Consider the following 16,120-nt stretch of genomic DNA (forward strand, 5'->3'; position numbering starts at 1 on the left):
TAAAACTCCGGCCACGGCGCTGGCGCCGCGGCCGGAATGGCATCCCGTCAAGCTCGTACAGCGGTCACGGCTGCAGGCCGCGACGCTCGTTGGGCGTGAGCGCCTGCAGCTGCGGCGCCGTCAACGGTCCCGCGCCCAGCACCTGCACCACGCCGGCTGGCTGGTAGCTCGATGCCTGCGGCTCACCGCCCTTGTGCTTGCCGACACCGCCCTCGTCCGCCGAGTCATTGCCAAAGCCCAGCACCTTCACCGTGAACAGCGACGGCAGCGCCTGGCGCGTGGCGGCCCGTTCGCGCTGCAGCACGTCCTGCGCCGCCGTCACGGCTTGCGAGGCGGCCGCGCTGGCATTGCTGAGCGCACCCACGTTCACCGCGGCAATGACCGGCATGCCCGTGGACTTGCCCTGCACCTGGATGTTTTCCGCGTTGACCACCTGCAAGGCCGCCAGGTTGACGTTGCCCGAGACGCGGATACCCGCCTCGCCCGCGTCGATGGTGCCCAGCGGGGCGATCAGGTCGATGTCGCCAGGCGGCACCTCCGGGATCGGATTCAGGGTGGCGATGCCGGCGCCCGTGCTCGGCGTGCTCGGCGACAGGCTGACCAGGCCGATGCCGTCGTAGGCGCGGCGCTGCGGCGTGTAGACGACGGTGGACTTCGAGCCGCGGCCCGCGTTGATGTCGCCCTGCGCCGACCAGGCCAGGATGTTGCCGCCGAACGTGGTGAAGATGCGGCTCTGGCCCAGCAGGATGCTGTCCCGGGCGTAGATCTGAATTTCACCGGCGCCCTGCGTCAGCACGCCCGAGCCTTCGCCCGGCGCATAGCCGCCGTCGACGCCGATCAGCGCGCGCCCGCCCGGCACCGTGATGCCGATATCGCCGCCGAAATCCGTGTGGATGCCGGCATCGTTGACGATCACGTGCGGCACGTTGACCGTCGGATACCCCGCCTCGGCCCACTCCTGCGGACTCAGGTAGCGCACGCCCGCCAGCGGCCGCTTGGTGTAAATGCCCCCGTAGTCATCGACCGTGTACAGCGCGCTGCTGAACATCGTCAGGTCGCCCTTGTACTCGATCTTCTTGCCGGCCTTGTCCTGCGATGGGAACAGGGTGGCGATGGCTTCCCGGCCGCGCAGGTAGCTGCCGCGGCGCATGCCGTCCGGGTCGTTGTACTCGCGCCCGGCCGCCTTCAGTTCGGCAAAGTAGACATTGCTCAGGTACACCTGCTGCTGCTCCTTCGGCAAGGCGGCAAAGAAGCTGCGCGCATCGGTGGCCGGGTCATAGCGGATGCCCAGGCCGCTGTCGCCGCCAAAGCGCGTCGTCAGCCAGTTCACCAGGTGCAACTGGCTGACCAGCGCATATTCGCGCGCCAGGTCGCGCCGCACGCCACCCGTCTGCTGGCCGGCCTTCTCCAGTTCGACCTGCTTCGTGCCGAGGAAGGCGGCTGCGCCCGCTTCGTCGCCTTTGTAGCCAAACTGGCCGCGCAGCCAGTCGGCCAGGGTCAGCTTGCCACCGTAGACATACACGGCGCTGCCGGCCTGGTCGGCCAGCGGCCGGCCTGGGTCGGCCAGCTTGGCCGGGTCCAGGTAGCGCGCCGCGAAAGCCGCATAATCGGGACCATTGCGCCCCACGCCGGCGGCCACGCTGATGCCGGCGCCATTGCCGTGTTCACCGGGGCGGGTGCCGACGATGGAACCAAGGCTGCGCAATTGCGCCTTGTCGGCCATGTACAGGTCGCGCCCGGCGCTCACGTTCAGCTGGCCCGGCCCCGCCACATAGAAAGTGCTGTAACGGATATCGCGCCCGGCGCTGACGACGGAGACGTCGGCGGCATGGCGGTGCACGAACAGGTTGCCGCGCGCGGACGAGCTGCCGGTGACGAGCGGTTTGTCCGGGTAGTCGGGCCGGCCGGCGAAGCCCTTGCTGGTCCATCCCGCCGTGCCATCGGGCACGCCCTCGACGCTGCCGAGCGGCGTGCCAGCATTGACGATGTCGCGCCCGGCGCGCACGGCCACGGCGCCGCCGCCCTCGTACCACACGCCCAGCGGCCCCGTTTCGCCCTTCAGTGTCGCCCGGTACACGATGCCGCCCGTGCGCAGGCCGACGATGTCGCCGCTGTTGGCATAGAAATGCGCGGGCACCTGGCCCACCGGCACATAGTCCGACACCGTCGGCGCCGTCATGCTGAACAGCGGATAGGTCTGTGCGGCCTCGCCGGCGCCGTTGGGATTCGAACCAAACGATAGCAATGGCGAGGGAGCCAGCGCATTTGCGCTGACGTTATGCAGCGGCAGCAGGCCGAACCAGACTGGGTCCAGCGCGCCGACGAAGCCGGGGTTGAACGGGCTCGGCAACAGGCGCGGATCGGCGCCCGATGGCGTGATCGGATAGCCGGCCGCATGGATGGAATCGGCCGCCAGCATTTCCAGCTGGCCCGCGCCGGTCCTGACAAATTGCGGCGCCACCGGCGACGGTGCGAGGATCACGCCGTTTTGCGGCATGTCAACCTTGCTGCCCTCGCCCAGCCTGCCCAGGCTGGCATTGCCGTAGTACAAGCTGCCGCTGGCGGCCACGGCGCGCAGCACGGATGGCATGACATACCGTCCGTCCGTCGGCGCGTGATTGTCGCCCGTCACCGATTGGATCCAGGCGGACGTCGGCGTCAGATTGCCGCCGGCGCTGAACAGGTCGATGGCCGTGGCCGGCGTCCACAGCGAGAACCAGCTCCAGCCCTCGCCCTTGCGCTCCACACCCTGGTAGTTGAACGGCGAGCCGTTGGTCAGCTGCTTCACGCGGCCCGCATCGGCCGTGCCGCCCAGCACCAGGTCGCCGCGCGCATCGATGCGCACGCCGCTGTCACCGGGCACCAGGATCGGTCCGCCGCTGGCAATCGCCGTGCCCGCCGTATAGGTTTCATACGGCCGCGATTCCTTCGGATCGGCGCGGTCGAAACGCAGCTCGACGCCACCCACCGCGCCCGCTTCCATGCGCAGTGCGCCGCGCAGATTGGTGAAAGTGCTGTTGAGCGTGGGATACTGGCGCTCGAAGCGCGTATCGGCATTCGGGAAGTCGCTGTTGGCATCGAAGCTGCGTACTTCGGCGACAGGGTTGAGTCCGCCGCCGATGCGGATGTCGAGGTCGCCGCCGCCCGTCAGCAGCAGCTTGCCGTCTGGCGTCACCCTGCCCGTGCTGCCCACGGCCACGTTCAGGCCCTGGCTGCGCGGCGTGTATGCGCCGCCCGGATCGGCGCGCGAGGTCAGCATGCCGGCGTCGCCACCCGCCTGCAGCAGCACGTTGCCGCCGCCCAGGGTACCGATGCCCGTAAAGCCCGACACGATCGGCAAGCCGGCAAACAGGTCAGAGCCTTCGGGGCGCGCGACATAGGTGCCGAAGTTGATCCACCATGCCGTCGGCACGCCCGCGCCCGTGCTGCCGCTGCCCTGGCGCCACAGCCAGGTGCCGATGTCGCTGGTGTCCTGCTGCGCGTTCAGGGTGCCGATGGCATCCTCGCGGCGCTGCAGGGCGGTGCCCACGGTGTCGCCCTTGACGTCGCCCTGGGCGCGCAGCAGCAGGTTGCCGCCGTGCTCGGGATACCAGGCGCGGTACAGGCTCTCGCTGCCGCCATCGACGAAGCGCGTCAGCTTGTCATCGAGCGCGCCGAGCAACTTGCCCTTGGCGCTCAGGCCGCGCGGCAGGTTGAACAGATCCTTGCCATCGACCAGCGGCGAGGCCGACTGCGTGCCCGCCGTGTAGACGCCATACAGTGACCGCATGTCGAAGTCGCCGGCAGCGAGCAAGTCGAGGTCGCCCGTGCCCGTGCGCAGCACGCTGAACAGGGGCTGGCGCGCCGGCTCCACCTTGGTCACATACTCGGGTGGCGTGCCGTCGGCCACCTTGGTTACCAGATCCGCGCCATATAGCAGCAAGAGCTCTTCGCTGCCAAACCAAGCCACAATATCGACCTCGCCTTCCGGGTATCCCTGGCTGATGGCGTTATCGTTGAAGATATAGGTACCCGGCAAGCCCGTGCCCGGCTTGATCGATGTCCGTTCGCCCATGCCGTAATGCGTATCGGCCAGCATCAGATGGGCGTCTTTCGCATGCGGCCGCAGCGCGCGCGTATCGGCGGCGGCCGTATCGGCGCCGCCCACCAGGCGCAGCGACCACGCTTGCGAACCCTGGGCCAGCATGGGCGCCAGCGCCCAGTTGCGGCCCTGGTTGCCCGTGCCATCCTCGGTGCGCAGCGACACCATGGTCGCGTCGCCAGGCAGCTTGACCAGCGTGCCGGCGGGCAGCACGCTGCCCTTGTCCAGCGCCAGCGCCGAGGCCAGCACCACGCCGTTGACAAGGTTGACACTATCGCCCGTGTCCATGGGCTTGCCTTCCGGGAAGGGCAAGGCGACATTCGCCGGCCACAGCATGGCCGCCACCTTGGCCGCGCCCGGCAGGCGCAGGCCAGGATCGAGCTGCATGCCGCTCGATAAGGTCAGCGCCTTTTGCAAGACGCTGCCGGCCGCGTACAGCACACTGCCGTCGGGATTGCGCACGGCGCCGCCCAGCACGCTACCGGCAGGCAAGTTCAGCTCATCCGTCAAGGTGGCGCGCGTCGCCAGCAAGGTGCCGCCGCGCAACTGCATCGGCTTCATCGGCACGGCGAAATTGACGCTCGTGCCCGATTTGAAATACGTGTCTTCGGCCAGGGTCACCAGGCCCGCTTGCGGCACGACGACCTCGCCGCCCCACGGCAAGCGGCCCTTCACCAGTTGCCAGCCCTTGTCATCCGGCGTGACGGGCAAGCTGCGGGTATCGAAGCCATCCGTGATACTGCCAAAGACGCTGAGCTTGCCGCCGGCGCGCAGCACCAGCGCGCCCGCCTCGCCCGAGCCGTACACGCCGCTCAGGCGCGCCAGCGGATTGACGCCGTCATAACGGTGGCCGGACAGGTCGATGTCGCCATCGATGTGCAGATCGCCGCCCGGCGTGGCGCTGACGATCTCGACGCCAGGACGCAAGTGGAAGGCGTTGGCGTCGCCGCGCAAGCCGCGCAGCTTGCTGTTCATCAAGTTGCCGTTCGCCAGCGCGTGGGCCATGAAGGCTTGGCTGTCCGCATGCTTGCCGTCCAGGTAAGCCTGGTCGATGCTCTGATAGCTGCGGCCATCCGCATCCTTGCCCGTGCCGGCGGGCGCATCCTTGTATTGCCAGAAGGCGTTGACGTTGATGTTGCGCGCGCCGGCGATGTTCAGCGCGCCAGCCGCATCGATATCGATGTCGTCGCCCGTGGCGCCGCCCAGGCGACGCGCGTTCAGGTCGATGCTGCCATAGTTGCCGCCCTTGTCTCCGCTGCGCAGGTCGAAGCGCGCGCCGCTTTCCAGGGTCAGGCGTCCGCCAGGCGCAGCCAGTTCGATCACGGCGCGGTTCGGCGCCTCGATCACTTGCCCGTAGCTGTCCGTGCGCAGCAGCGTGCCATGCGCGTCGAGCACGGCGCCGGATTGGATGGTGACGCCGTCGCGGCCGGCCAGACGGATGCTGCCCACCTGTTCGCCGCTGGCATCGATGCGGCCGTTCACCGTCAAGCTGCCGCCATCGACGGACACGCTCACTTCGCGCGCCTTGAGCTCGTCGCCGATGCTCAAATTGCCCTGCTTGAGCTGGAAGCTGCGGCTGCCGAATACCTTGCCCGTGTTCAGGCGCTGGTTCAGGCCGGCGAAGTCGCCGAGATGCCGGGCGCGGATCTCCACGCCGCCAGCCGCGTAGGCTACCTGGGTGCCGCCCGCGTCGTAGCTGCCGCTGGCGCCTCCCAGCAAGGTACCGCGCAAGTCGGCCGTGCCGGCCGCGTCGCCCGTGGCGATCACGCTCAGCTTGCCGGCGCGGTTGTTCACGGCCGATACGTCGATCACGGAGGCGGCCGCCTGGCGCACATCGCCTTCGCGGCTGTCGAGGATCACGTCGCCGCCCCAACTGTACTTGCTGGTGTCGTAGAAATCGATCTTGCGGCCCGCCAGGTCCAGCTTGGCCTTGTCACCCAGCAACACATCGCGCTCGGCCGACAGGGTCAGTTTTCCGCTCGGCAAGACCACCGACGTATCCACGCTGACGCTGTTGCCGCTGAGCGCCACTTCGGCGCCCAAGGCGCCGGCCAGCGCCGCATTCGTCGGCGTGGCGGCGGCGGCGCCTGCGGGCGCGCTCACCTTCAGCTCGCCACCTGCCGTGATGCGGTTGACGGAACCTGCCGCGCCCGTCAGCAGCGGCGTATTGATCAGCACATCGCCACCGCTGTAGCGGTAGCCGTTGATGGCCGTATCCCAGGCGCCCTGCGACTGGTAGACGGACAGGCTGCCCTTGTTATTGGCGGTGACTTGCTCGCTGGCATTGAGCGCCACCTGGCCGAAGCCCAGTATCAAACGGTCCAGCTTATGGATGGTGTCGGGACGGCTGTCCGGCGTGAAACCGAACTCGATGCGCTTGGCGTCGACCTGCAGGCGGCCGCTGCCAGTGCCGGGGCCAGCCGCGACGACGGCGCCGGGCGCATTCGTCGCGCCCTGCCACACCAGGGTGTCGGTATGGATGCGCGCCAGCGCGTCCGTGCCGCCATAGCCGTAGATGGCGGGCGTATTGAGCACCAGGCGCGACAGTGAGGACTTGCCCGTGGCCGCGTCGATGGTCGACAGTTGCGCCGAATCATAGAAGTTGAAGGAGTTGCGCGCCGTCAAGCCCAGGCTTTCCAGCGCCGGCGCACCCGTACTGATGTCGCCGCGCAGCAGGCGGTCGAGCACGCCCTGGTTCAATGCCAGGCCGTCCGGCAAGGCGCCGCGGGCGCTGGCGTCCGCCAGCGAGGCTGCGCTGCCGATATTGATCGAGCCCATCGCCAGCACCAGGTTGCGCGTGCCGTAGCGCACATTGTCGCGCAGGGTAAAGGCGCGCTCCGTCACGGCGGCGATGGTGCCTTCCGAATACAGCGAGGTCGTGCCGCCGCAGGCGACTATCGTCTTCGCGCACGCGCCGATGTCGATGATGCCGGGGCCATCCGAATCGGACGGCGTGCGCACGGCCGGCAGCATGTCCAGCCAGCCGTTCGAGACGGCCAGCACGCTGCCCATCGGCTGGTACACATAGCCGTCGCGCGAATCCCAGGCCGCCTTGCCGCGGCCCAGCGTATTGATGCCCGATCCTTGCTCCAGGAAGATGCCATCGTTGGTTTTCGTGGTCACCAGGAACACCTCGGCCGCCTTCAGCACGGCACCATCGCGCAGCACGATGCCGCCCGCCGATTCGTTGATGGCGGCGATATTGGCGCGCTGGTTGCTGCCCGTAAGGAAATCGTTGTAGCTGACGCGTGGCAAGCCGCCGATGCCCAGGCGCTGGGCGCCAAAGGCGTTGATCTGCGAGGCGTGCACGGACACGCCATTGAAGTCCGCCAGCGGTGCCGTGCCGTCGCCCAGCACTTCGTAGCGGGTCGATGCATGGCCGCCCGTGCCCAGCAGCAGGGAGCCGCCAAAGCCGCCCTCGGCCGGCGCGTACAGGGCGCTGCCATCCATCATCAATGGCGTGTGGTTATCCTCGACGCTGTGCAAGGACGGGGCGATCAGCTGCACCCGCACGGCCTTGGCATCGCGTTCCAGCATGGCGCGCGGCACGCCGTCGCGCGTGGCTTGCGCCATGGCAAAGGCGGCATAGCCCGTTTCATTGTATTGCGAATAGCTGCGCAGCACCTCGGCCGGCGTCAGGATGGCCTGGCCGGGCACGGCGTCGCGGATGGCCGTGCCGGCGATGCCCGTCTGCGCCGCCGTGGCATACGAACCGTTGCGCATGGCCACCGTGCCGCCCGCCTCGACGGCGCCGGCCAGGCCATTCAACTCCACGCGGAAGGCGCCCGGCAGCAAGGCAAAATTTGATGGCAGCAGGGTGTAGGTGCCGGCCGCCAGGCCGGGCACGCCCGCGGCGATGGTGATCTGGCGTCCCACGGCGGGCTTGCCCGCGCCTTGCTCGGCCGTCAAAGGCGCCACGTCCGGCTGCACGCCGGGAATAATGGCGTACACGGGGTTGGTATTCAGGCCGGGCAAGGTAAAACCGCCATTCGGCTTCATCTGTACCAGCGGATTGAGGCGCGCATCGGTGGAGCCGCCGCGCCCGGCCAGGAAGGCCGCGCCCGTCAAGGTGCCACCGCCCGACAGGTCGAGCACGGCGCCTTGTTGCACGTCGACGGCGGCGCCCGTCAAGGCGATCTCGGGGCCGTTGCCCACGCCCTTGAACACGACATCGTTGCCGTCATACAGGTAGCTGAGGCCATCGAGGGTGCCGCCATACGGCATCGTCAAGCCTTTCGCACTGACGGACGTCAGGCTGCCCGGCAACAGCTTGACATGGCCCGTGTAGGCTTCATAGCCTTCGGCACCCAGGGTGATCTGGCCCAGCGGCGCGCGCAGCACGCCACGCTGCTTGATGGTGGGCGCGACCAGGTTCAGGCTGCCGAAGACGGAAAACGGCTGGTTCGGCGTGGCGCTGCCGCCGCTGCGCTCGATATTCAAGGTACGCAAGGGATCGAGCGTGACGCGGATATTGCCGAACTCGTCGACCCGGCTGCTCTGGCCCACCATGACCATGCCGCTGTCGCCCGTGGCAGGGTAAATCTGCGCGGCGGCCAGGGTGAGGTTGCCCGGCTGGTACAGGGCGGCGTTGTTCGACATGCGCAAGTCGCCGCGGCTGTTGAGGGTCAGTTGCTCGAAGGCATCGCGTTCGACGGCCAGCGGCTTGCCGCTGCTTTGCACGATCTCGCCGCGCGTGCCCATGTTGACCTCGCCCGCAAGATCGAGCATGCCCGCATCGATCTGCAGCAGGGAGCCGTCGGCCACCAGCGGCACGCCCAGCATGCCGCGCCCCTTGCCCGAATTTTTCGACCCTTTCACGGCATTGGGCACGATGTAATTGTCCTTCTGTCCGCGCATGGCCGTACCCAGGCGCACATACGGCGCCGCCAGGTGCACCTGGCTGGCGAGACTGCTCGCCTTGTCCTGGCCCTCCCCATCCAACTGCGCCTGCTTTTGCGCCAGCCCCAGCGAACTGGCGCTCAGGCGCAGGCTCTGGCCCAGCGCCAGCCTGACGTCACCGTCCATGCTGAGCATGCCGTTCACATGCATGGCCAGGTTATCGAAGCCGCCGGCCTGCACGCGGTCGGCGCCCAGGCGCGCACTGCCGTAGCGCAAGGCCTCGTCCTGCTGGCCGGCACGCAGATCGGCCGGCAGGACGCTGTCGCCCTGCACTTGCGCCAGCACGAATTCGCGCGGCACCCGCACCGCATTGTCGACGGCGGCGCCTTGCAGCGTCTGGCGGTCCACCTGGCCATAGTTGGGCGTGTCCAGCGCCATCGCCAGGGTGCCGCCTGCCGCGCCAGCACCACCGGCCGCCGCGCGCATGATGCCGTCGGCAAAGATGCCGTTGTACGAACTGAGCGAAATCAAACCGCCGCCGCCGGCCACGTTGACGGCGCCCTGGTTCGGCAAGTCCAGCGTGGCTTGCGCACCGCTGGCGTCGAGCAGGGCGCCGGGGCGCACCACGACAAAGGCATCGGCCGCATCGACGCTGGCGGCGTCAGCCTTGTAGCGGGCGCCGATTTCGATGCTGCCGCCCTTGTCGGCGCGGCCATAGCGCCCGCCCCGCATGTCGGTGGCCACGGTGGCGCGGCCAGCGACGTCGAGCACGGCATGTTCGCCGATCCAGATCGAGGTGGCTTGTCCCTTGCCGTTCGGCACATCCACGTCATTGCCCGTGCCGAAGCTGCCCGGCAGGATGGCGATCTTGCCGCCCCAGGCGTCGAGGCGGCCATCGATGCTCACCTGGCCATTGCCAGTCAGGCTGATCTGACGGCCCGGATCGACCGTGACGACGGCGCCTTGCGCCACCGCCAGGGCGCCCTTCACGTACGGGCTGCCGGCCGTCAGCGTCAGGTCGGCGCCGGCGCGCTGCGTCAAGCGGCCCTTGCGCGCATCTTCCTGGTACAGCTGCGGCGTCCACACTTCCAGCGCGGCCCCCGGATCGGTGCCGCCCGCCACCGTGTGACCGGTGGCGGGATTGAAGCGCAGCACGGGCATTCGCACATCGATCTGCGCATTGTTGGCCACCACGACGCCGTCGCGGCCCGTGACGGCGTAATCGGCAAAGCCGCTCTGGAACAGGCTGGCGCCCAGCGCCAGCATGGGCTGCACGGCAACGTCGCGTCCCAGCATGGTGCCAGTCGGCAGCAGCACGCCGCGCGGCGTGCGCACGTCGGCAGCGGCGATACTGCCGGCCGCATACTGCGTCGTCAGCGGCAGGATGGGCAAGCCGTTGGGAAAGGCCTCCGCCGAGACCACGAATCCCGCATTGAGACCGTTGATGGCCGTTACCACGCTGCCGGCGGGCGCGATGGAACCGCCCTGGACATACATCGTGCCGTTGATGAAGAAGTTCGCGCCCTGCGGTACCAGCAAGTCGGCCCCCAGCACCAGCGGTTTCTGCGTCGACACATCCGCCGTCACGGGCTTGGTCAGGGTCTGGCCCGGCTTGATCAGGCTGGTGACGATGGCGAAATCAAAGGGGACCTTCTCGCCCTTGGCAATCAAAAATTCATCGCTCAGGCGCAGGCCGACGGGGGCGCTGCTTCCCGCTGGCAGCACGTCGCCTTCGAGCAGTGTGCCGCCGATGCTGACGGCCGTGCCGCTATCGATCGCCAGGCGCCCGCCGCCCTTCACGCCATGGCCGCGCAGCTCGCCGTCGAGCTTGAGCAAGGCGCCGGTGGCGGCCTTTTCGCGCGGCAAATCGACCGCCAGGGTGATATCGCCGCCACGCCCGCCCTGCAGGCTGCCATTGCTCATCAGGGCGGCGCCGGACGAGACGTCGATGACGCTGCCGCCGGCCAGCTCGATGCCGCCGGAGCTCTTCAGAACGACCTTGCCGCCATTGACATACGGCAAACCGCCGCTGGCAGCCGGGTCCAGTTCCAGGTTGCTCCACAGGCCGCGCGCATCGAGGCGCACGCCGGGCGCCACGCGCACGCCGGCCGGACCCGTGGGACGCCCTTCCGGCGACACGGGTGCATCGAGCCACACGGCGCCCGTGTTCGCCAGATAGCGCGACACCATGTTGCCGGCGGCGATGCTGCCGCTGCGCGCGCTCACATTGGCCTTGATCGCCACATCGGTGGCGTGCAGGGCGATGTCGCCGCCATCGGCCACGCGCACGTCGGCATTGACGTCGAGCTTGTCGTAAGCGTAGATATTCAGCGCGCCCAGCTCCAGTCCGTTGAGCCAGTCCGCATCGAGCCGCAAGGTTTTGCTGCGCGCGGCCGGCAAGGCTTCGCTCAGCAGCTGGCCATCGGCGACGGGCGCCACCTTGCCGATCTCGACCTTTTCCAGCACGGCTTGCGGGCTGTCGCGCAGCTGGCCCGTCCTGGTATCGAAGACGGGCGTCATTTTGCCCACGATCAATTGACCGGCACGCGCCGCCGCCGTCTGCGCCTGCTTGTAGCTATCCATGCCGTCATCGCGCTTGCGCTGCTGGCGCTCGCCCTGGAACACGGAGGTATCGATATCGCCTTCCAGCACGGCGGCGCCCGTGGAGACGATCAGGCGGCCCGCATCGCGGCCCACCGTATAGCCGTTTTCCAGGCGTTCGCGCGGGCCGATCAAGGCATTCGCGTACGTCTCCGTCGTGTTCGCGCCCCAGCGCGCATGCGTGCTTTCATAGCCGCGGTACAGGCCCGTGTACAGGTTGTCGGCGGGGGCCGTGCTCAGCTTGACCATCACGCCATCGGCGCCCTTCAGCCACGTCTGCTTGACCATGCCCGTCTGCACATCCAGCGAACCGCCGGCGATGTTGATGCGCGAACCGGCCTGCGTCACCACTTCGCCGCCGCCAAAGGCCACGGTGCCGCCCTGGGCCGCCCACTCGCCGATACCGTGGCCGCTGGTGTTCAGGTAGCCGCTCACTTCCAGCAAGCCGCCAGCCGTGTACCAGCGGTCCGTGGCGTAGCCATTCGTGCCGGCCGGCACCAGCACCAGGTCGCGGCGGTCGACCCACACGTCGCTGTTGTTGAGGTACTTGGCATCGCGGCTGCCGGGTGCATCGCGCTGCTCGTTGCCCTGCACGTTGATCAGCACATTGTTGCTGCTCATGTCGACCTTCACGCCGACGGCGCCGGAAACGTCGATGGCGGCGTCGCGCGCCACGTGGCTGCGGCGGGCCGCGTCGACCAGCACCTGGCCGCCCGTGGCCAGGGTCAGCGAGTCGCCTTCGAGCTCGACGTTGCCGGCGGAGACGATGCGCACCAGCGATTGGTCGCGCCGGTCCCCGATGCCTTCCGTGCCCTTGCCCGCATCTTTCAGCAAGGTATCGCGCTGCACGTCCAGCGCCGTGGCGCCGTTGTCATCGATGACAACGGCGCTGACGCTGCCGCGCGCCAGGGTGACGCCGGCGTTCTCGCCTGCCGCCGTCAGGTGGATGCTGCCGCGGCCATTGACGGTCGTGCTCGACAGCAGCACACCATCCTGGCGCACGCTATTGCCGCTGAGCGTAATGTCGCCTGTCGCCGCCTGGATCACGCCGTTGTTGACGACGCTGCCGGCGCTGCTGCCGGCCACGCGCAGCATCTCGACTTCATTGCCGCGCGTGCTAGAAAACTGGTTCTTGTCCGAACCCTGGCCCGGGCGCACGACGATGGCGTCGCCGGCCGCCAGGGTCGTCTGGCCATTCGGCGTGGTGATGGCGCCCGCGTTTTCAACGCTGCGGCCAGCCAGCAAGACATAGCCGCCGCCCTCGGTCACCGTCTGCGGCTTGCGCGTGTCGATGCGCGCGCCGGCGGCGACGACGACATCGGCCTCGGCCTTGCCGTGCGTGTAGGTATTCTGGTCCAACAGCAAGTCATTCGCGAAGGTCGGCACGGCGCCCGTGCCCTGCGCCTTGCCGTACAGGCCGCTCTTGAACTGGCTGTCGCTCATGCCCATGGCGGCGGCGGCCAGATTGCGCGTATCGACCTGGCTGCTGCCCGTAAACACGATGCCGTTGCGGTTGACGATCATCACCGTGCCGTCGGCCTTGATCTGGCCCTGGATCTGGCTGGGGCGCGCCAGCGGATCATTCACGCGGTTCAATACGGACCAGTGCGATTTCTGCTCGAATTGCAAGGTGGTGTTCTTGCCGACGTTAAAGCTTTCCCAGTTCAGGATCGCCTTGTCGTCGTTCTGCACGACCTTCACGACAGTCTTGCCATCGGCCTGGGTCTGCACGGGTCCTTGGGCATTGAGCCAGCCCGCCGTCAGGCTGTTAGTGTCGACCTGCAAGCCGCCTTTGGCCAAGCCATCGGGGGCGCCGCCCGCCGCCAGCGCCGCCTGGCGCGCGGCCGCCTGCACCGCCTGTTCGGCGGCGATGCCGCGCGCGGCCAGCAACAGGTTACTCAGCGATTGCTGCAGCTTGCCTTCGGCCTTCTGCTGTTGCAACAAAGGATTGTTCAGCGATGTGGCCGGTTGGCCATTCGGCAAGCGTCCCGAACTGGCGGCGGCACCCTGGTTGGCGCCCTTGCCCGCAAACCAGGCACCGCTGAACGGCTGCTGCGCCTGCGCGCCACCCGTCTGCAACAGCAGGGCGATGGCCAGCGCCAGCGGTTTCAATCGCACCGGGCGACCGCTCCGGTTGCCCGCCATGGCGGAGGAGGATGCGTGTTTCGTGACCGACTTGCTTCGCTGCATGGCGACATTCCCTTTTCATGTTCCGTTGCTGACCGATATCGCGAAAGGGCACGCGGCACGCACGGGGCGGGCGGCAGGCACAGATTCGCGGCTTCCAGCAGCATTGACAGGGAACAAGATCCGGGACTGCAAAAGGTCATGAAAATGTCATAATTCGCTCTCAGCCAAACAGCACGATGCCGCCCGGCAGCCGCGTCACGCGCGCGCCATACGCATCCTGGATCAGGGCGATCACGTCGTCGAGCCGGTCGAGCGAAAAGCTCGCTTGCACGCGCGTATGTTTCAAGGCGTCGCCATTGAGGATCAGCTTGCCGGGACGGTAGCGGTTCACCTCGTCCACCACCTCGGCCAGGGTGCTTTGCTTGAACACCAGCAGCCGCTGGCGCCACGCGCTGACGTCGCTTTTTGCCACCACACGGGCGATGCCGAAATGCTCGGGCCGGTAACGCAGCTGCTGGCCGGCCGCCAGCTCCGCATCGTTGCCGGCCTGCGCCACGCGCAGGCGGCCCGCCAGGCACGTCACGCACACTTCCTGGCCAAATAAACGGATATTGAAGCGCGCGCTGCCGGCCGACACCGTGCCGTCGCCCGCCTGCACGCGCACGCGCGCCGCGCCGCGCAAGCCGGCCTGGAATTCCGCCTCGCCCGCCAGCAGCACCAGCGCCGCGGCGCCGTCCTGCACGGGCGACGCATCGAGGCGCGTCTGCGTATTCATCTGCACCAGCACGCCGCCATCGAGCGCCACTTCGCGCTGCTCGCCCGTGCCCGTGGCATAGTCGGCGGCAAGACCCGCCACGGCCGGCCACAGGTCCGTCGGCGGGCGCAGCACCAGCAAGCCCAGCGAGGCGGCCACGGCGCCACCGAGCCAGGCGCGCCGCGCCATGTTCACAGGCCGCTGCGCCCGCTTGACGGCGCGCGCGGCCGGCGCCATCGCGCCCCACACGGCGCGCGCCTCGGCAAAGGCGTTGGCATGCCTGCGGCTGCGCGCGCACCAGTGGCGAAACACTTGCGCGTCGCGCTCGCTGACCTGGCCCGACGCCAGGCGCACGACCCACGCCTGCGCTTCCTTCTGGATGACACCCATGTCGTCTTCCGCTTGTTCAATCATGATGTTTAGACGTTTTTCCCGCGCCGGGACCGAAGCGCTGGATGAAATCGCGTCCCATGCGTTCGCAACAATGTTCGAGTCCGGCGCGCAATTCCTTCTCCACCGTGCGGGCGGAAATGCCGAAGCGCTCGGCGATATCGCGGTGCGGCAACTGATCGACGCGGGCGGCGATGACGATGGCGCGCCGGCGTTTCGGCAACTCCTGCAAGGCCCGCTCCAGTTCTTCCAGCTCGGCGCGCGCGCTGAAGGTGCGGGCCGGGTCGGCCAATTCATCGGCCATCTCGTACAAGTCATCGATATCGGGCAGGCTGAGCAGGCGTGCATTATCGCGGCGTTGATCTTCCGCAATGTTGATGGCGATGCGCATCAGGTAGGCGGACGGATAGCTGATCGCCTCGGGCGCGTTCATCCGTTCCACCCGCAAATACGTTTCATGCAGCGCATCGTTGGCCAGGTCTTCCGAGCCCAGGCGGCGCTGCAGGTGGCGGCGAAACTGTCCATAGCGTTCCAGGAACAGCTTGCGCAAGGTGGCTTTCAGCAAATCCGACATGCTCAGGGTGCCCCGGCCATCAGGTAGGGCGCGCAATCGGCGCCGGGGTCGGGGCGCGGCGTCAGTAAAATCGTCAGCGGTTGCGGCAAGCCCGCCGGCGGCGCGCCATCCATCAGCAGGCTGCGCAAGCGTTGCAGCACGGCACGGTCGCGCTGTTCCACGCCGCTCCCTTCCAGCACGTGCACGTCGCGCACCTTGCCCCGCTCGTCGAGCCACAACTGGAAGGCCAGGCGGTAGCGGCCGAAGGCGTCCGGATGCAAGCGGCACAGGGCGCGCGTGAGCGAGCGCTGCAGGATGGCCGCATAGCCCTGCAACGGCGGCGTGGCGGGCGCCGCTTCGGCCGGCGCGGGCACGGGTGCCACGGGGGTGTCGGCCAGCGCCAGCAAGGTGAAGGCATTGCTGCCGCTGAAGCGCGCCGCCAGCCGGGTACCGGCCAGCAAGCGCCGCAGCGCCTCGGCCGGCGTGTAGTTACCGCGCACGGGGGCCGCCACTCTGCCCGCCGCCAGCTGGCTGCTGACCAGCACGGAATACCCGGTCACTTCGCCAAACGCCACCAGGGCCGCATCGAGCGGCTGGGCGGGCAAGTCGAAGCGCAGGGTCGCGTGCGCGGCCGCGTCGACGCCGTCCGCACTGGCAGCCGGTCGCGCGAATGTCATGAATGTCATCAATGTCATCAGCAAGCAGGCGGACAGGGCATTGCCCGTTGCGGTGCGGCGGTGGATTCGTGTCATTGTCCAGGGAAATCAACGAG

Annotated in this window: 4 protein-coding genes; all 4 read right to left on the bottom strand. The window is 68.3% G+C overall.

Annotated features, from left to right (window positions below):
* Nucleotides 1-64 precede the first annotated feature (64 nt).
* Nucleotides 65-13,711: a filamentous haemagglutinin family protein gene (locus tag K0F86_RS19345; protein WP_219135884.1), complete on the bottom strand. Its 13,647-nt coding sequence runs from the start codon at nt 13,709-13,711 to the stop codon at nt 65-67.
* Nucleotides 13,712-13,871: 160 nt separating this feature from the next.
* On the bottom strand, nt 13,872-14,819 hold the full coding sequence (locus tag K0F86_RS19350) for a FecR domain-containing protein (protein WP_219135885.1): 948 nt from the start codon (nt 14,817-14,819) through the stop codon (nt 13,872-13,874).
* Nucleotides 14,812-15,405, bottom strand: a complete 594-nt coding sequence (locus tag K0F86_RS19355) for an RNA polymerase sigma factor (RefSeq protein WP_257572243.1) — start codon at nt 15,403-15,405, stop codon at nt 14,812-14,814. The genes K0F86_RS19350 and K0F86_RS19355 overlap by 8 nt, the downstream gene beginning before the upstream one ends.
* Nucleotides 15,372-16,025, bottom strand: a complete 654-nt coding sequence (locus K0F86_RS19360; protein WP_219135886.1) for a secretin and TonB N-terminal domain-containing protein — start codon at nt 16,023-16,025, stop codon at nt 15,372-15,374. The genes K0F86_RS19355 and K0F86_RS19360 overlap by 34 nt, the downstream gene beginning before the upstream one ends.
* Nucleotides 16,026-16,120 lie beyond the last annotated feature (95 nt).

Origin of the sequence: Janthinobacterium sp. UMAB-60 (genome assembly GCF_900095235.1) — a bacterium.
GTDB lineage: Bacteria > Pseudomonadota > Gammaproteobacteria > Burkholderiales > Burkholderiaceae_D > Janthinobacterium.

Excerpts from the sequence above, each read along its gene's own strand:
- K0F86_RS19345 (WP_219135884.1), bottom strand. The coding sequence starts at position 13,711 with ATGCAGCGAAGCAAGTCGGTCACGAAACACGCATCCTCCTCCGCCATG.
- K0F86_RS19350 (WP_219135885.1), bottom strand. The coding sequence starts at position 14,819 with ATGATTGAACAAGCGGAAGACGACATGGGTGTCATCCAGAAGGAAGCG.
- K0F86_RS19360 (WP_219135886.1), bottom strand. The coding sequence starts at position 16,025 with ATGACATTCGCGCGACCGGCTGCCAGTGCGGACGGCGTCGACGCGGCC.